Origin of the sequence: Bradyrhizobium sp. 22, from assembly GCF_000482425.1 — a bacterium.
Classification (GTDB): domain Bacteria; phylum Pseudomonadota; class Alphaproteobacteria; order Rhizobiales; family Xanthobacteraceae; genus Bradyrhizobium; species Bradyrhizobium japonicum_B.
Genome location: NZ_KI519399.1, coordinates 2493294 through 2509133, shown reverse-complemented (window position 1 = coordinate 2509133; position 15840 = coordinate 2493294). Strand labels below are relative to the sequence as shown.

The 15840-nt window shown below is 65.9% G+C and carries 16 protein-coding genes; 8 read left to right on the top strand and 8 right to left on the bottom strand.

What is annotated here, in order from left to right; genetic code table 11:
- Window positions 1-107 precede the first annotated feature (107 nt).
- The 3 genes from K410_RS0113145 to hpaR all read right to left on the bottom strand — a co-directional run bounded on the left by K410_RS0113145 (window position 108) and on the right by hpaR (window position 3190).
- Window positions 108-1631 (bottom strand): UxaA family hydrolase, encoded by a 1524-nt coding sequence (locus K410_RS0113145; RefSeq protein ID WP_028135296.1) that lies wholly within the window; start codon window positions 1629-1631, stop codon window positions 108-110.
- 158 nt (window positions 1632-1789) lie between these two features.
- Entirely contained in the window at window positions 1790-2566 is a 777-nt protein-coding gene (locus K410_RS0113140) for an HpcH/HpaI aldolase family protein (protein WP_028135295.1), read from the bottom strand.
- Between the two features lie 105 nt (window positions 2567-2671).
- Entirely contained in the window at window positions 2672-3190 is a 519-nt protein-coding gene (gene hpaR, locus K410_RS0113135) for a homoprotocatechuate degradation operon regulator HpaR (protein WP_028135294.1), read from the bottom strand.
- Between the two features lie 110 nt (window positions 3191-3300).
- Between hpaR and hpaH the strand changes: the two genes are divergently transcribed.
- The 3 genes from hpaH (at window position 3301) to K410_RS0113120 (ending at window position 6238) form a co-directional block, all read left to right on the top strand.
- Window positions 3301-4107, top strand: coding sequence for a 2-oxo-hept-4-ene-1,7-dioate hydratase (gene hpaH, locus K410_RS0113130; RefSeq protein WP_028135293.1), 807 nt, complete (start codon window positions 3301-3303; stop codon window positions 4105-4107).
- A gap of 22 nt (window positions 4108-4129) precedes the next feature.
- Window positions 4130-4528 carry a 5-carboxymethyl-2-hydroxymuconate Delta-isomerase gene (locus K410_RS0113125; protein ID WP_028135292.1) on the top strand — a complete coding sequence of 133 codons (399 nt, stop codon included), beginning with the start codon at window positions 4130-4132 and terminating at the stop codon, window positions 4526-4528.
- Window positions 4529-4609: 81 nt separating this feature from the next.
- A complete protein-coding gene (locus K410_RS0113120; RefSeq protein WP_028135291.1) occupies window positions 4610-6238 on the top strand; it encodes a thiamine pyrophosphate-dependent enzyme in 1629 nt (542 codons plus the stop codon).
- Here the strand turns inward: K410_RS0113120 and K410_RS0113115 are convergent.
- Genes K410_RS0113115 through K410_RS0113105 form a run of 3 tightly spaced genes read right to left on the bottom strand, consistent with a single transcriptional unit; the run spans window position 6216 to window position 8924 of the window.
- Window positions 6216-7460, bottom strand: a complete 1245-nt coding sequence (locus tag K410_RS0113115; RefSeq protein WP_028135290.1) for an MFS transporter — start codon at window positions 7458-7460, stop codon at window positions 6216-6218. The two genes, K410_RS0113120 and K410_RS0113115, sit on opposite strands and share 23 nt — an antisense overlap.
- A 54-nt stretch (window positions 7461-7514) precedes the next feature.
- Window positions 7515-8168 carry a DNA oxidative demethylase AlkB gene (alkB, locus tag K410_RS0113110; protein WP_028135289.1) on the bottom strand — a complete coding sequence of 218 codons (654 nt, stop codon included), beginning with the start codon at window positions 8166-8168 and terminating at the stop codon, window positions 7515-7517.
- A 9-nt stretch (window positions 8169-8177) separates the two neighbouring features.
- A complete protein-coding gene (locus K410_RS0113105) occupies window positions 8178-8924 on the bottom strand; it encodes a 2OG-Fe(II) oxygenase (protein ID WP_028135288.1) in 747 nt (248 codons plus the stop codon).
- A gap of 118 nt (window positions 8925-9042) precedes the next feature.
- Between K410_RS0113105 and K410_RS0113100 the strand changes: the two genes are divergently transcribed.
- Complete coding sequence (locus K410_RS0113100) at window positions 9043-9801, top strand: transglycosylase domain-containing protein (protein ID WP_028135287.1); 759 nt, start codon at window positions 9043-9045, stop codon at window positions 9799-9801.
- Between the two features lie 9 nt (window positions 9802-9810).
- On the opposite strand, the gene K410_RS0113095 is transcribed toward K410_RS0113100, so the two are convergent.
- Together K410_RS0113095 and K410_RS0113090 are read right to left on the bottom strand one after the other, a co-directional pair.
- Window positions 9811-10497, bottom strand: a complete 687-nt coding sequence (locus K410_RS0113095; RefSeq protein ID WP_028135286.1) for a DUF2848 domain-containing protein — start codon at window positions 10495-10497, stop codon at window positions 9811-9813.
- Window positions 10490-11839 (bottom strand): amidase, encoded by a 1350-nt coding sequence (locus tag K410_RS0113090; protein ID WP_028135285.1) that lies wholly within the window; start codon window positions 11837-11839, stop codon window positions 10490-10492. Before K410_RS0113090 ends, K410_RS0113095 begins: the two co-directional genes overlap by 8 nt.
- A 174-nt stretch (window positions 11840-12013) precedes the next feature.
- Between K410_RS0113090 and K410_RS0113085 the strand changes: the two genes are divergently transcribed.
- The 4 genes from K410_RS0113085 (at window position 12014) to K410_RS0113070 (ending at window position 15832) form a co-directional block, all read left to right on the top strand.
- Window positions 12014-12427 carry a Zn-ribbon domain-containing OB-fold protein gene (locus K410_RS0113085; protein ID WP_015687523.1) on the top strand — a complete coding sequence of 138 codons (414 nt, stop codon included), beginning with the start codon at window positions 12014-12016 and terminating at the stop codon, window positions 12425-12427.
- Window positions 12428-12430: 3 nt separating this feature from the next.
- Entirely contained in the window at window positions 12431-13570 is a 1140-nt protein-coding gene (locus tag K410_RS0113080; protein ID WP_028135284.1) for a thiolase C-terminal domain-containing protein, read from the top strand.
- A 103-nt stretch (window positions 13571-13673) separates the two neighbouring features.
- A complete protein-coding gene (locus tag K410_RS0113075) occupies window positions 13674-14588 on the top strand; it encodes an SDR family NAD(P)-dependent oxidoreductase (RefSeq protein ID WP_028135283.1) in 915 nt (304 codons plus the stop codon).
- Between the two features lie 131 nt (window positions 14589-14719).
- Window positions 14720-15832 (top strand): SMP-30/gluconolactonase/LRE family protein, encoded by a 1113-nt coding sequence (locus tag K410_RS0113070; protein ID WP_028135282.1) that lies wholly within the window; start codon window positions 14720-14722, stop codon window positions 15830-15832.
- Window positions 15833-15840 lie beyond the last annotated feature (8 nt).

The window sequence follows — 15840 nt, the reverse complement described above, 5'->3', positions numbered from 1 at the left end:
ACTTAGCGTCATTACAATACCGACAACCACACGCGTTGCTGAAGCCGTCGCGAACGTCCGCCTGCATCTTGTGATTGCGTCGGCGCCGCGCGGCACGCCCGGCGCGATTACATCGTCGCGCCAAGCACCCAGGGCGCGAACTCGGCGCCGCCGAAATCGAAGCTCTCGCTCTTGGTCGGCCGCCCCGAAGCCGTCTCGAGGATGAGATCGAAAATGCGCCGACCGCATTGCTCGACGCTCTCCTCGCCTTCGAGGATGGTGCCGCAATTGACGTCCATGTCCTCTTCCATGCGCTTGTACATGGGCGTGTTGGTGGCGAGCTTGATCGAGGGCGCCGGCTTGCAGCCGAACACGCTGCCGCGGCCCGTGGTGAAGCAGACCAGATTGGCCCCGCCTGCGACCTGGCCGGTGGCGGCGACCGGATCGTAGCCGGGCGTGTCCATGAACACGAAGCCCTTCTTGGTGATGGGCTCGGCGTAGCGCAGCACCTCGACGAGGTTGGTGGTGCCGGCCTTGGCCATCGCGCCGAGCGACTTCTCCAGAATGGTGGTGAGGCCGCCGGCCTTGTTGCCGGGACTCGGATTGGCGTTCATCTCGGCGCCTTCGCGCGCCGTGTATTCGTCCCACCAGCGCATCAGATCGACCAGCTTCTCGCCGACCTCGCGGCTGACGGCGCGGCGCGTCAAGAGATGCTCGGCGCCGTAGGTCTCCGGTGTCTCCGACAGGATCACGGTGCCGCCGTGACGGACGATGAGATCGCTGGCGGCGCCGAGCGCAGGATTGGCCGACACGCCGGAATAGCCGTCCGAGCCGCCGCATTGCAGGGCCACGGTGAGCTCGCTCGCCGGCACGGTTTCGCGCTTGACCTTGTTGGAATCGGCCAGCGCCTCGCGCACGAAGGCGATGCCGGCTTCGACGGTCTTGCGGGTGCCGCCGACCTCCTGGATGTCCATCGCGCGCAGGCGGCCGGCGAGCTTCTGCTCTTCCATCAGACCGCCGATCTGGTTCACCTCGCAGCCGAGGCCGAGCACGATGACGTGAGAGAAATTGACGTGGCGCGCATAGCCGCCGAGCGTGCGGCGGAGCAGCGTCAGCGGCTCGTTCTGCGTCATGCCGCAGCCGGTCTTGTGGGTCAGCGCGACCACGCCATCGACATTGGGGAAATCGGCCAGCGGGTTGCCGCCGGTGAAGGGATTCTTCTTGAAGACGTCGGCGACCAGGCTTGCGACATGCGCGCTGCAATTCACCGAGGTGAGGATGCCGATATAATTGCGCGTGGCGACGCGGCCGTCCGGGCGGCGGATGCCTTCGAACGTCGCCGGCAGGTCGAAATTCGGCGTCGGCTTGACGTCGACGCAATAGGCGTAGTCCTTGGGGAAATCGCCCATGCCGCAATTCTGCACGTGCACGTGCTGGCCCGGCGCGATGGCCTGCGTGGCAAAGCCGATGATCTGGCCGTAGCGCTTGACCGGCTCGCCCGTTGCGATCGGCTTGATCGCGACCTTGTGGCCGGAGGGAATGCGCTCGACCGTGGTCACACCGTCGGCCACCATCGTTCCCGGCGGCAGGCTGGCGCGCGCGATCACCACGCCATCATCGGGATGCAGGCGGATGACGGGACTGATGGTCATGGCGGGTCTCCTTGGGTCTTGAAAGTATCGTGCCCCGGACGCTGCGCAGCGCGGTAGCGGTGCGCTGCAGATCCGGGGCCCACGTGTTAGGCAAGCAGCTGGGTCCCGGCTCTGCGAAGCAGCGCTACGCGCTGCATCGCGTCCGGGGACACGAGAGATCAGGCCTTGCCGCCCGCATCCTTGCGGGTCGCATTGACCTGCATCTTGGCGTAGGTCGTCATCAGGCCGACCTCGTTTGAGAGCGTCACCAGCTTGAAGCCCATGTTGATGGCGCGCGCTGCACCTTCGGCGCCGCTGCAATGGATGCCGGGGTTGAGGCCGCGCTTGCCGCATTCCTTGATGATCTTCTCGTAGATCGCGAGGATCTCGGGCTCGCTGCGGTCGAGCTTGGGCTCGAGGCCGTAGGAGAAGCCGAGATCGGACGGGCCGATGTAGACGCCGTCGATGCCCTCGACATCGAGGATCGCTTCCATGTTCTCGACCGCGGTCCGCGTCTCCATCATCGGCAGCAGCACGATCTCGTCGTTGGCCGTCTTCTGGTAGGAGCCGGCGGTGCCGTACATGCCGGCGCGGATCGGACCGTTGGAGCGCACGCCCTTCGGCGGATATTTGGCATAGGAAACGAGGTTTCTGGCTTCCTGCGGCGTGTTGACCATCGGGCAGATCACGCCATAGGCGCCGCCGTCGAGCACCTTGCCGATGATGCCGGGCTCGTTCCAGGGTACGCGGACCATCGGCGTGACCGGATGCTTGTCCATCGCCTGGAAGCACTGCACCATGGACAGATAATCCTGCACGCCATGCTGCATGTCGACGGTGACGCTGTCGAAGCCGCATTGCGCGATCATCTCGGCCGAGAAGCCGGAGGGAATCGCAAGCCAAGCGTTGACGACCGCCTTGCCCGACTTCCAGATTTCTTTGACCTTGTTCGCCACGTTGCCTTTCCTTCCCTGTTGCGCCCGATCGGGTTGGGCCGCACTTTGAGCGAAAAAAAGCGTGAATGTCCATGGCTCTCGCCGCGCACGCACGCATATCTGGGGTCATCCCTCCGCGAGGGTATCGTCCGCGCTTCCGAGCCCGGCAAGACTCTGTTCGAGCTCGCCCAGCATGTCCTGCAATTCGGCGAGCTTGTGTGCCCCAAAGCGTCGCGTGATCTCGGCGTAGATCGCCTCCGAGTTCGGCGCCACCGCGGCCATCAGCTTCACCCCCTCTTTCGAGATCGAGACCATGCTGCGGCGCTGGTCCGCTTTCGCCGTCTTGCGCTCGATCAGATGACGCGCTTCGAGATCGCGCAGGATGCGCGACAGGCTCGGTCCGAGCAGGAACGCCGTCCGCGCGAGTTCCGTGACCTCCACCGCTTCGATCGCCGCCAGCGCGCGCAGGATACGCCATTGCTGCTCGGTCAAGCCGTGCTGGCGCAGCGAGGGGCGAAACTGGCGCATCACGGCCTCGCGGGCTCGCAGCAGCGACATCGGCAGCGAGCGCGAGAAATCGCGCATCGGCACCTGTCGTGCGGCGGGCGCGCTTCCGCTCGCTGGATCAACCGGCTTTTTCACCATGGTGCCCTTTCAAACCGCGGCAAGTTTGCGGTGCAGCAAACCGGAACGGGGTTTGACGCATTCATTTAACATGTTAAGCATCTCCCCGCATCCCAATTTGTGAGATGGCAATGGCGCTTTCCGACGACGATATCCAAGCTTGCGCGAGGCGTCTGCACCAGGCGGAGCGCACCCGCACGCAGATCCGGCAGCTCTCACAGGATTTCCCTGATATCACCATCGCCGACGCCTACGCGATTCAGAAGGCCTGGGTCGACGTCAAGATCGCGGAGGGGCGGATCGTCAGGGGCCACAAGATCGGCCTGACCTCGAAGGCGATGCAGAGCGCGCTCAACATCGACGAACCGGATTCCGGCGTGCTGCTCGACGACATGTTCTTTGCCGACGGCGGGATCGTTCCGACCGGGCGCTTCATCGCGACGCGGGTCGAAGCCGAGCTCGCCTTCGTCATGAGCAAGCGCCTTTCAGGCCCGGACTGCACGCTGTTCGACGTGCTCAACGCCACCGACTTCGTCGTGCCGGCACTGGAAATCCTGGACACGCGGATCGAGCGCGTCGATCCCAAGACGAAGGCGACGCGGAAGATTTTCGACACCATCGCCGACAACGCGGCGAATGCCGGCATCGTGCTCGGGGGCCGACCGATCCGCCCGCTCGAGGCAGACCTGCGCTGGATCGGGGCGCTGTGTTTCAAGAACGGTCAGCTCGAGGAAACCGGCCTCGCCGCCGGCGTGCTCAATCATCCCGCGACCGCGGTCGCCTGGCTCGCCAACAAGATCGCGCCGCTCGGGCTGGCGCTCGAACCAGGTCAGGTCGTGCTTGCGGGCTCCTTCATCCGTCCGATCGAGACCCGCAAGGGCGACACAATTCAGGCCGATTATGGCGCCTACGGCTCGGTCAGCTGCTACTTCGCTTAAGAGGCATAACGAGGAAACCGCGATGCCGCATTTCACGATCGAATATTCGGCCAATCTCGACGGCCGTCTCGACATGAAGCTGGTGTGTGAAGTCGTGCGCAAGGCAGCCAGCGAGACCGGCATCTTCCCGCTCGGCGGCATCCGCGTGCGCGCCATCCGCTGCGAGCATTATGCGGTCGCCGACGGCAGGCAGAACTACGCCTTTCTCGACATGGTGCTGCGCATCGGCGAGGGCCGCGATCTCAAGACGCGGCAACAGGCCGGCGAGCACGTTTTCCAGGCGCTTTCCCGCCATCTCGATCCGGTCTTTGCCGCCGGCAAGTTCGCCCTGTCGTTCGACATGCAGATCAACGACAAGGATACCAGCTGGAAGCGGAACAACATTCACGACGCTCTGAAGGCGGAAGCCCAGGCGGGCTGATGTTGCTCGAAGCCGCGGGCGAGTTCTGCCAAACTGGCGGCGGCGAGGATTCCTGAACCTCAATTGAAGTGGATGAGCGCAATGACCACCCTCACCGGCGGCGAAGCAATCGTAAGCGGCCTGGTCGCCCATGGCGTCGATACCGTGTTCGGCCTGCCCGGCGCGCAGGTCTACGGCCTGTTCGACGCCTTCCACCAGGCCCAGCTCAAGGTGATCGGTGCACGGCACGAGCAGGCCTGCGGCTACATGGCGTTCGGCTATGCGCGCTCCAGCGGCAGGCCCGGCGTGTTCAGCGTGGTGCCCGGCCCCGGCGTGCTCAACGCCAGCGCGGCGATGCTGACCGCGTTCGGCTGCAACGAGCCGGTGCTGTGCGTCACCGGCCAGGTGCCGACGCAGTTTCTGGGCAAGGGCCGCGGCCATCTGCACGAGATGCCGGATCAGCTCGCGACCTTGCGCACCTATGTGAAATGGGCCGACCGGATCGAATATCCCGGCAACGCGCCGACAATCGTCGCGCGCGCGTTCCAGGAGATGATGTCGGGACGGCGCGGCCCCGCCTCGGTCGAGATGCCCTGGGACGTATTTACCCAGCGCGCGGACACCGGCGCTGCGCAGGTGCTGGAGCCTCTGCCCGCCCCGCAACCTGACCCCGATCTGGTGAAGCAGGCGGCCGCGCTGATCAAGGCCAGCAAGGCGCCGATGATCTTCGTCGGCAGCGGCGCGATCGAGGCCGGCGAGGAGATCCTCGAGCTCGCCGAGATGATCGACGCGCCCGTCGTGGCCTTCCGCAGCGGGCGGGGCATCGTCTCCAACGCGCACGAGCTCGGCCTGACCATGGCCGCGGCCTACAAGCTCTGGCCGGCAACAGATTTGATGATCGCAATCGGCACCCGCGCCGAGCTGCCGGCATCCGGTTTCCGCTGGCCCTACCAGCCGAGTGGGCTGAAATCCATTCGGATCGATATCGACCCGGTCGAGATGCGCCGGGTCGTGGTCGATGCCGCCATCGTCGGCGATGCCAAGGCCGGAACGGCAGATCTCGTCACGGCGGTGAAAAAGGCCGGCTGCGCGCGGACCCGGGGCCGGCGGGAGGCGATCCGCGAGGCGACCGCGACCGCGCAAGCCGAGATCCAGCGCATCCAGCCGCAGATGGCGTATCTCGACATCCTGCGCGAGGTGCTGCCGGCGAATGCGATCGTGACCGACGAACTGTCGCAGGTCGGTTTCGCTTCCTGGTACGGGTTTCCGGTCTACCAGCCGCGGACCTTCATCACCTCGGGCTACCAGGGCACGCTCGGCTCGGGCTTTCCAACCGCACTCGGCGCGAAAGTCGCCAATCCCGACAAGCCCGTGGTCGCCATCACCGGCGACGGCGGCTTCATGTTCGGCGTGCAGGAGCTGTCGACCGCCGTGCAGTTCAATATCGGCGTGGTGACGCTGGTGTTCAACAACAACGCCTACGGCAATGTCCGCCGCGACCAGCGCGAACGCTTCGACGGCCGCGTGGTGGCGTCCGACCTCGTCAATCCGGATTTCGTCAAGCTCGCGGAATCGTTCGGCGTTGCGGCTGCGCGCGTCACCGCGCCGGATCAGTTCAAGGCCGTGCTGGAGAAGGCGCTCGGCCACGGCGGACCGTATCTGATCTCGGTGGAAGTGCCGCGGGATTCGGAAGTCAGTCCCTGGGCGTTCATCCACCCGCCGAAGCCTTGAGACCGGACCGGCCCTGCAGTCGCGCCGCTGCGATCACCAGCAGGCCGGCGCCTGCGACCGACCAGCAGGCGACCGGCGTCCAGTGCAGCAACGGGGCATATTCCGGCATCTTCTGCAGACCGCCGGCGACGGCCGCCATGCGCGCAAACGTGCCGAGCGCGAGCGCGGAGAAGACCAGCCCGGTGACCTTGCCTTCCGCGCCGGTCGAGCCGATCGCGAGCGCCGCCGAGACCGCGCTCATGAGCATGCAGCCCCAGGCGGCGCCGGCGAGAAACTGCGCCGCGATCAGCGTGTTGAGGCTGCCGGCAAGCTCCGCCGCCGCGACCGCGACCGCACCGAGCAATCCGGCGGCGCCCATCACGATCAGGCCGCCGCGATGCCTGACGACGAGGCTCGCCGGAAACATCGCAATGTTGAAGCCGATCCAGAACACCGGCATCAGCCATTGCAATTCAGCGGGGGCGACGAACCGCAGATAGGACGGCCCGCTGTTCACGGCGAAGTGCAGCTGGTAGCCGAGGGCGAGCGCGACCATCGCGACGATGAAGGCGATCGGAACGAGGCCAAGCGGCTTTGCCGCCTCGTCCGGCTTCGGCGGCGCGGTATCGCGCGCCACGTCATGCTCGATGCGGGACAGGCCGAGCGCCGTCAACAGCAGCACCACGCTCGAGATCACGAACGGCAACCGCGCATCGTGCTCGCGCAGCACGACGCCAAGATAGGGCGAGACCGCGCCGGCGACGCCGTAGCCGAGCATCGCCAGCGCTGCGAGGAACGGCACCTGCGGCTTGGCGCGGTATTTGCCGAGCAGGGTCAGCGGCGGCGCGCGCAGCGCGGACGATGCGATTGACCAGACCACGATCAGCACGATGAACCAGACCTGTGCGCCTGCACCGATGCCGGCGACGAAGGGCAGCGCGACGAAGGCGGCACAAGAGATCGCCGCCAGCACACCGACGAACAGGCCGAGCCTGCCGATGACGGGTGCGAGCTTGTCGGCTGCGATCCCCATCGCGGTATCGGCGATGGTGAAGATCGCCTGGTCCAGCATCAGGATGAGGATCACGGCTGATGGCGCGATGCCGACCTCGGCGGCGAGCTTCGGCAGGTAGACGACATAGGTGGTCCAGCCCAGCGTGAACAGGAGTTGCAGCACGGCCAGATAGACCCCGGTGCGCGATGCGCTCGTGCTCGCCCCGCTCGAGACCTGTGCAGTCGTCATGTCGCCGCCCCCCTCGCGGAAGCTTAGACGACAGCGATGCCTCTTGGGAATGGCTCAGAGCACCTTGCGGAAGGTCAGATTGATCCGCCGCCGTCCGAGCAGCGCGTGCTCGCCTTCGGCGAGCGGCGCCACGCCGTGATAGGCGAGCCTGCTCGGCCCGCCCCAGACCACGACGTCGCCGTGGACCAGGCGGAAACGGCGCGGCTTGTCGCTGCGGGCCATTCCGCCGAACAGAAAGGTCGCGGGCAGGCCGAGCGAGACCGAGACGATCGGCGCCGAATAGTCCAGCTCGTCCTTGTCCTGGTGCAGCGACAATCGGGTGCCGGGCTCATAGCGGTTGACGAGGCAGGCGTCGGGCGCGAAGTCCTGGAAGCCACCCTGCTCCGCCGCACGGCGGGCGAGATCCCGGAAGACAGGCGGCATCGCCGGCCAGCGCGCGCCGGTGCGCGGATCGACGGGATCATAGCGGTAGCCGGTGTGATCGGTGATCCAGCCGCGCTCGCCGCAATTGGTCATCGCCACCGACATCAGGTGTCCGCCGGGCGTGGTCATCCGGCGGAACGGAGATTGCGCCACGATGGCGCGCACGGCGTCGATCAGCTCGCGCTCGATCGGCGCGACGAAGCCGCGCAGCAGCACGGCGCCGTCGGCGATCTCCTCGCGCGACGGCTGCGCCTCGGCGGCGCTGTCGAACAGATCAGACGTCAAGGCCTGCGCTCATTTCGCATCATGAAAGATCACACCCAGCGTGTGGCGTTGGCCGGACCTGATGCGGCTGACACCATGACGCAGATTAACGCGATAGATGCCGCGCGTCCCCTGCACCGGGCGATGGTGCACGGCGAAGGCGACGGCATCGCCCTGCGCCAGCGGCACGACCTCGGCGCGCGATTGCATGCGCGGTCGCTGCTCGGTCAGCACGAACTCGCCGCCGGTGAAATCGCGGCCGGGCTCAGAAAGCAGGATCGCGACCTGAATCGGAAACACGTGCTCGCCGTAGAGGTCCTGATGCAGGCAATTGTAGTCGCCCGCCTCGTATTGCAGCAGCAGCGGCGTCGGCCGCGCCTGCCCCGCCTCGTGGCAGCGCTTCAGGAACGAAGCATGGCTGTCAGGATAGCGGATGTCGATCCCCATTGCCTCGTTCCAGCGATTGGCGACGGATTGAAGATGTGCGTACAGGGCCGGCCGCAATTGCGCGATCAGATCGGGCAGCGGATAAGCGAAATATTTGTACTCGCCGCGGCCGAAGCCATGGCGGCCCATGACGATGCGGCTGCGGAAGTGCGCATCGTCCGGGTAGAGCGCGGCGACGGCGCGGCATTGGTCCGGCGTCAGCAGGTTGTTCAGGACGGCGCAGCCCTGCGCATCGAGCTCGGCGGTGATCTGCGGCCAGTCGAGGGCGTCGACGTGGGCGGCGACGTCGGGAGCTGCCGCACGGGCGGCGGTCTTGGCGATTGCTGTCATGGACGGATTTTCGCTCCGGAGCGCGCTGGGCGCCACCCGATTTCCGTGCGGGCCAACGGCCCCAATTTCGTCCGGTTCCAACGCGAGGTTGTCGCGCCCCGCACCTTCAGACGGCCTGATGCGCAAATTCCTCGCCGTTACTGCCAAGACCGTACTGGCTGTGCTCTCGCTTGCGGGCATAGGCCTGTTCGTCTTCGCCGGCTGGCTGGTCTGGCACTATGAATATGGCATCGGACTTCCGACTCAAGCCCAGCTCGCGGCGATTTCGCCGACGGGCCCGGCGTGCAGGACCGATTCCAAGCAGGCCATCATGCCTCTCGCGACAATCCCGCCCCTGCTCCGGGACGCCGCGATTGCTTATGAGCAACCCGACTTCTACGAAGCCTGGTCGTTGAATCCGGTTGTGGTGATCGCATCTGCCCTGATCACCGGCCGTCGCCCCGGAGCGGGCGGCTTGACGCAATCTGTCGGGCGCTGCCTGCTGTCTCTTTCACCTGGGTTGAACCGGCAGATCGACCCCATCGCCTCGATCCTCTTCATGCAGCGCGTCACCCACAGCCTGCCCCGGGATAGGATCCTCGAGATCTATCTCAATGAGAGCTACCTCGGTCGTGGCGCCTACGGCGTGGCAGCCGGAGCGGAGGCCTACTTTGGCAAGCCGCTCGCGGAGCTCGATGTCGACGAAATCGCGTTCCTCTTGCTGCGCGCGCGACTACCGTACCCGAGCCGATATTTCGACACGCGCTCCCGAGACTACGTCATCGATCGCATGCAGACGGCCGGATTGATCGACGAGGCGCAGGCTGCAGCGGCGAAAGGCCGGCCGCTGCCCCTCACGGACATGCCGGGCGCACAATCCCAGCCGATCAATCCATGACTGCGCCGGTCAGCCCCTCACCGGCAGCGTTGTCACGTCATAGCCGTGCCTGATCGTGCGCTTCAGCACGGGGTCTTCCAGCTCGAAGTCGAAGCGGTCGGCGGGGCGGATGCCGCCTTTGGCGGCGAAGGTGCCGCCGAACATGGCGCAGCCGTCGGGGAACTTGCCGCCGTCAAAGCCGCGCGCGATGAGCTCAGTGACCGGCAGCATCGCGTCCAGCGTGCCCTCCTGGTAGAGCACGCGCTCGCCCTTGATGGTGGCGTAGGAGCGCAGGATCATCTTGTCCCAGTGCCCGATCACGTCCTCCAGCTCCCACAGCGTCGAGGCGATCGGCTTGTCGCACATCTGCTTGGACACGGTGACGTTATAGGCCTCCACCTTGCGGTCGGTGTGGTCGGAGCCGCAACCGACGAAGATGCGGCCCTGCCAGCCGATCAGCACGAACTCGACCTCGCCGCTGGAATCGCCGCCGGTGCATTCGATGCTGTCGTCCTGGGTCAGCCGCCGCGCCGAGGCGCGGTAGTAGATCGGGGTCGAGGCCGGCGGGGCGATGCCCATCTCCTGCAGCTCTTTGATGTGCTTGTCGCGCGCGATGGGATCGCGGCCGGTCCAGCCGGCGATGACCATCTGGTCGATCGGCAGCGTCAGCGGCGTGGTGGTGTCCTGGGCATCGACGGTGAAAGTGAGGTCAAACACGAATGACGGCCTCCATGCCGGCGGCAAGTTCGAAGATGCGGCGGTCCGACCCGCCCGCGCCCGCCAGCATCAGGCCGACCGGAACGTCGCCCTGGCGATGCGCAGGGATCGAGATGGCGCAGCCGTCGATCATGTTGATCAGGGTGCAGTTGCGCAGCGCGCGCAGGTTCTGCGTGGTGAAGGCCTTGTCGTCGGCGAGGTCGGCGATCTTCGGCGGCGTGTTCGCGGTGGTCGGCAGCACCAGCGCGTCATAAGGCGCGATGCGCGCATTGACGCGGGCAATCAGCGAGCGACGCTCGTTGAGGAGATCGATGTAGTCGGCCGCGCTCTGCGCCTCGCCGCGCATGATGCGAACGGAGACGCGGGGGTCGTAGACGTCGCCCTTGGCGATGATGAGATAGCGATGCCAGGCGTAGCTCTCGGATGCGGCAAAGCCGCCCTTGGCGTTCATCGGGCCGATCTCGTGGAATTCGGCCATCTCGATGCGCTCGATGATAGCGCCGTGATCGGCCAGCGACTTCAGCGCGCGCTCGAAGGTTTCAGTGACCGCTGCGTCGAGATCGTCGAGCGCGATCGTGGTCGGCACCGCCAGCCGCATGCCCTTCACGGGACGCGGCTTCAGCGCGGCGATCGGCTCGTTCGCGAGCACGGCATCGAGAATGGCACAGCAGCTGACCGATCGCGCCAGCGGCCCGATGCTGTCGAGCGAGAACGACAGCGGCACCGAGCCGTCGAGCGGCACGCGACGCTGCGTCGGCTTGTAGCCGACGATGCCGTTATAGGCCGCCGGAATCCGGCAGGAGCCGCCGGTGTCGGTGCCGAGCGCACCATGCGCCATGCCGTCGAGCACGGACACCGCCGCGCCCGAGGAGGAGCCGCCGGGCACGTGTCCCTCGGCCCGGTTCCAGGCCCCCTTCGGCGTGCCGTAGTGTGGATTGATGCCGATGCCGGAATAAGCGAACTCGGTCATGTTGGTGCGGCCGATCACGACGAAGCCGGCCTTGCGCAGCCGCGCCACCGTCGCCGCGTCCTGCTCGGCCGGCGGGGAATCGTCGAGGGCGCGGGAGCCGGCGCGCGTCACCTGGCCCTTGATGTCGAAGAGATCCTTGATCGAGACCGGGATGCCGGCGTAGCGCGACGGCGCGGCCTTCACCTTGCGCAGGCCGTCCATCGCGTCCGCAGCCGCGAGCGCGGCGTCCTTGTCGACATGGAGGAAGGTGCGCTGGCCTTCGCCTGCGGGATCGGCGATCCTGGCGATGCATGCCTCGACCAGCTTGCGGGCGGTGGTGCGGCCGCTTTCGAGGTCCTCGGCGAGCTTCGCCAGTGTCGGAAAATCGGGCATGTCTGTCTCACGGAATATTGGCGCGCGCAATCTATAGCGCTGGCTCAGTTCGACACAAGCATTGTGCGCATGATGGCATGCATGCGTATTGCTGGACCGTTGACGCACCATGGTCGATTGTCGCATCAAGATCGAAACAGGCGGGCGCCAAGCCCGTCTTGGAGGAGCCGCCAAATGGCCGAACCGCAGCGCGCGCGACCGAAACCGACGCCGGAGACCCAGCATTTCTGGGACGGCACCAAAGCCGGCGAATTGCGCCTGCAGCGCTGCGACGCCTGCGCGCATGTCTACTTCCCGCCGCGCCCGTTCTGCCCGTCCTGCGCCTCGCGCAAGGTCAGTATCTTCAAGGCGAGCGGCAAGGGCTTCCTCTACAGCTACGTGATCAACCACCGTCCCGCTGCGCCCGGCTTCACGCCGCCTTACGCGATCGCCGTGGTCGAGCTCGACGAGGGCCCGCGGATGATGAGCAACATCATCGACTGCCCGCAGACCCCCGAAGCGCTCGAGCTCGACATGAAGCTCGAGGTCGCCTTCGAGGCGCTCGACGACAAGATCACCCTTCCCGTCTTCCGTCCGGCGAAGGGGTAGGCCATGCGCAGGAACCAGGTTGCCGTCGTCGGCGCGGCCGAGACAACCGAGCTCGGGGTAATCCCCAACGCCTCGCAGCTGCAGCTGCACGCGGATGCCGCGCTCAACGCCATCGCCGATGCCGGGCTGAAGCTCTCCGACATCGACGGCTTTGCCACCGCGGTCGAAACGCCGCAGCAGGTCTGCCATTATCTCGGCATCAAGCCGACCTGGGTCGACGGCACCTCCGTCGGCGGCTGCTCCTTCATGCTGCATGTCCGCCACGCCGCCGCCGCGATCGAGGCCGGCCTGTGCAAGACCGTGCTGATCACCCATGCCGAGAGCGGCAAGTCGATGATCGGCAAATTGCCGCGCTCGACGCCGGCCGACAGCCTCAACGGCCAGTTCGAGGCGCCTTTCGGCGTCTACGGCCCGCCCAGCATGTTCCCGATCCCCGTGCTGCGCTTCATGAAGACCTACGGCATCACCCACGAGCAGCTTGCTTCGGTGGCGGTGGTGCAGCGGGAATGGGCGGCGAAGAATCCGCGCGCGATGATGAAGGACCCGATCACGGTCGCCGACGTCCTGAATTCGCGCATGATCGCCTACCCGTTCCGCCTGCTGCAATGCTGCCTCGTCACCGACGGCGGCGGCGCGCTGATCCTGACCTCGGCCGACCGCGCCAGGGATTTTCCGCGGAAACCGGTCTACATCATGGGCACCGGCGAGAGCGTGGAGACGCCGATGGTCAGCCAGATGGAGACCTTCAACTCCTCGCGCGCGTTCAAGACCGCGGGGTCCCTGGCCTTCAAGGAGGCCGGCATCGCGCATGAGGACGTCGACCATCTCATGATCTATGATGCGTTTGCGCATCTGCCGCTGTTCGGCCTCGGCGACCTCGGCTTCATGCCCTATGAGGAGACCGGAAAGTTCATCGCGGACGGCAATACGCGGCCCGGAGGCAAGCTGCCGCTCAACACCAATGGCGGCGGATTGAGCTACATGCATTCGGGCATGTACGGCATGTACGCGCTGCAGGAGAGCGTGCGGCAGATGCGCGGGATTGCGCCGGCGCAGGTAGCCAACGCGAAGATTTCGGTATGCCACGGCGTCGGCGGCATGTTCGCGGCAAGTGGCACGATCGTGTTTACGAACGAGAGGTAGCTAACCGTCATTCCGGGGCGCGCGCAGCGCGAACCCGGAATCTCGAGATTCCGGGTCTGGTGCTTCGCACCATCCCGGAATGACGGACAACAGGAGAATCCCCATGAGCAAATCACTGCAGGACAAGGTCATCATCGTCACCGGCGCAGGCCGCGGCATCGGGCGCGAGATCGCGCTGCTGTGCGCCGGCGAAGGCGCCAAGGTCGTGGTCAACGATCCCGGCGGAGCGTCCGACGGCGCCGGCTCGAACGCGGCGCCCGCCGAGGAGGTGGTCGAGGAGATCAAGAAGCGCGGCGGCACGGCCGTTGCGAACTTCGAGAGCGTCGCGGAAGCGATTCCGGCGAGCAAGATCGTGAAGACCGCGACCGATCATTTCGGCCGGCTCGACGGCGTCGTCAACAATGCCGGCATCCTGCGCGACATGATCTTCCACAAGATGAGCGTGGAGGCGTTCGAGGCCGTCATCAAGGTGCATCTGATGGGCTCGTTCTATGTCAGCCACGCCGCGGCACGGATCTTCCGCGAGCAGGAGTCGGGCTCCTTCGTGCACTTCACCTCGACCTCGGGACTGATCGGCAATTTTGGACAAGCCAACTACGCGGCCGCCAAGCTCGGCATCGTCGGTCTTTCGAAGTCGATCGCGCTCGACATGGGACGCTTCAACGTCCGCTCCAACTGCGTCTCGCCGTTCGCCTGGACCCGCATGATCGGCACCATCCCGACCGAGACCGAGGCCGAGAAGGCGCGCGTCGAGAAGATCAAGCAGATGGGGCCTGAGAAGATCGCCCCGCTCTGCGGCTATCTGCTCGGAGATTCCGCCAAGGACGTCACCGGGCAGATCTTCGGCGTGCGCATGAACGAGATCTTCCTGTTCAGCCAGAACCGTCCGATCCGCTCGGTGCAGCGGAGCGAAGGCTGGACGCCGCAATCGATCGCCGAGCACGGCATGCCGGCGCTGGCGGGCTCGTTCTACAAGCTCGACCGCTCCGCCGACATCTTCACCTGGGACCCGGTGTAAGGGGGTTTCGTCGAGCCGCATTTCCGGCATCCCTGCCCTGCGATCTCTGGTTGTCTCAGCCAGAGATCGCCCCGGTTTACGCCCGAATACGGGCGGATGGTCGCCTTCCAACGAAACTTTGGGAGGAAACCATGACAAGGATACTGACCAACTCCGACGACACGACTGTCGGCGACGGCCTTGGCCGCCGCACGCTCCTCAAGGGCGCGGCGGCACTCGCCACCTCGACCTTCCTGGCATCACAGGCCGACGCCCGCGACTTCGGCGCCAATGCCGAGCCGCAGCGCTATCCCGACCCCGACATCGTCGTGATCGACCCCAAGCGCTTCAAGGCCAAGGTCGGCAACACCGCGATCAAGCGGCTCTACACCGGCTGCCTGTGGGCGGAGGGGCCGGCATGGAACGCACAGGGACAATATCTCGTCTGGAGCGACATCCCCGCCAACCGGCAACTCCGTTATCTCGATGACGACGGCCACATCTCCGAGCAGTTCCGCAAGCCCTCGAACGAGTCGAACGGCAACTCGTTCGATACCGAGGGGCGCCAGCTCACCGCCGAGCGCACCCGCCTCGTCCGCTTTGAGCATGACGGCTCGTTGACGACGCTGGCGGAACAGGCCAATGGCAAGCCGCTCAATGGGCCGAACGACATGGTCGTGCATCCCAACGACAAGGCGATCTGGTTCACCGATCCCGGCTATGGCGCGATCAGCATCTATGAAGGCAAGCTTGCCAAGACCGGCTCGCCGCAGCCGCATCAGAAGGAAGCCGTGTATCGGCTGGACACCCAGACCGGGCAGGTCGCGAAGGTCGCCGACGAGCCGTTCAAGCCGAACGGCATCGCTTTCAGCCAGGATTACAAGAAGCTCTATGTCTGCGACACCGGGGTTACGCATTATCCGCAAGCGGAGAATGTGGTGTGGTCTTACGACATCGACGGAGCGAAGCTGTCGAACCCGAAGAAGCTGATCGACATGAAGCTCGACGGCAAATCGGGCTTCCCCGACGGCCTGCGCGTCGACACCGAGGGCAACATCTGGGTCGGCGCCGGCTGGGTCGGTCCCGGCTACGACGGCGTGCAGGTGTTCGCACCGAGCGACGGGGCGCGGATCGGGCAGATCCTGTTGCCGGAGACCTGTGCCAACGTCTGCTTCGGTGGCAAAAAGCGCAACCGCCTGTTCATGACCGCGAGCCAATCGCTGTATGCGGTCTATGTGGAGACGCAGGGCGCCCATTTCTGTTGAGGTCATGC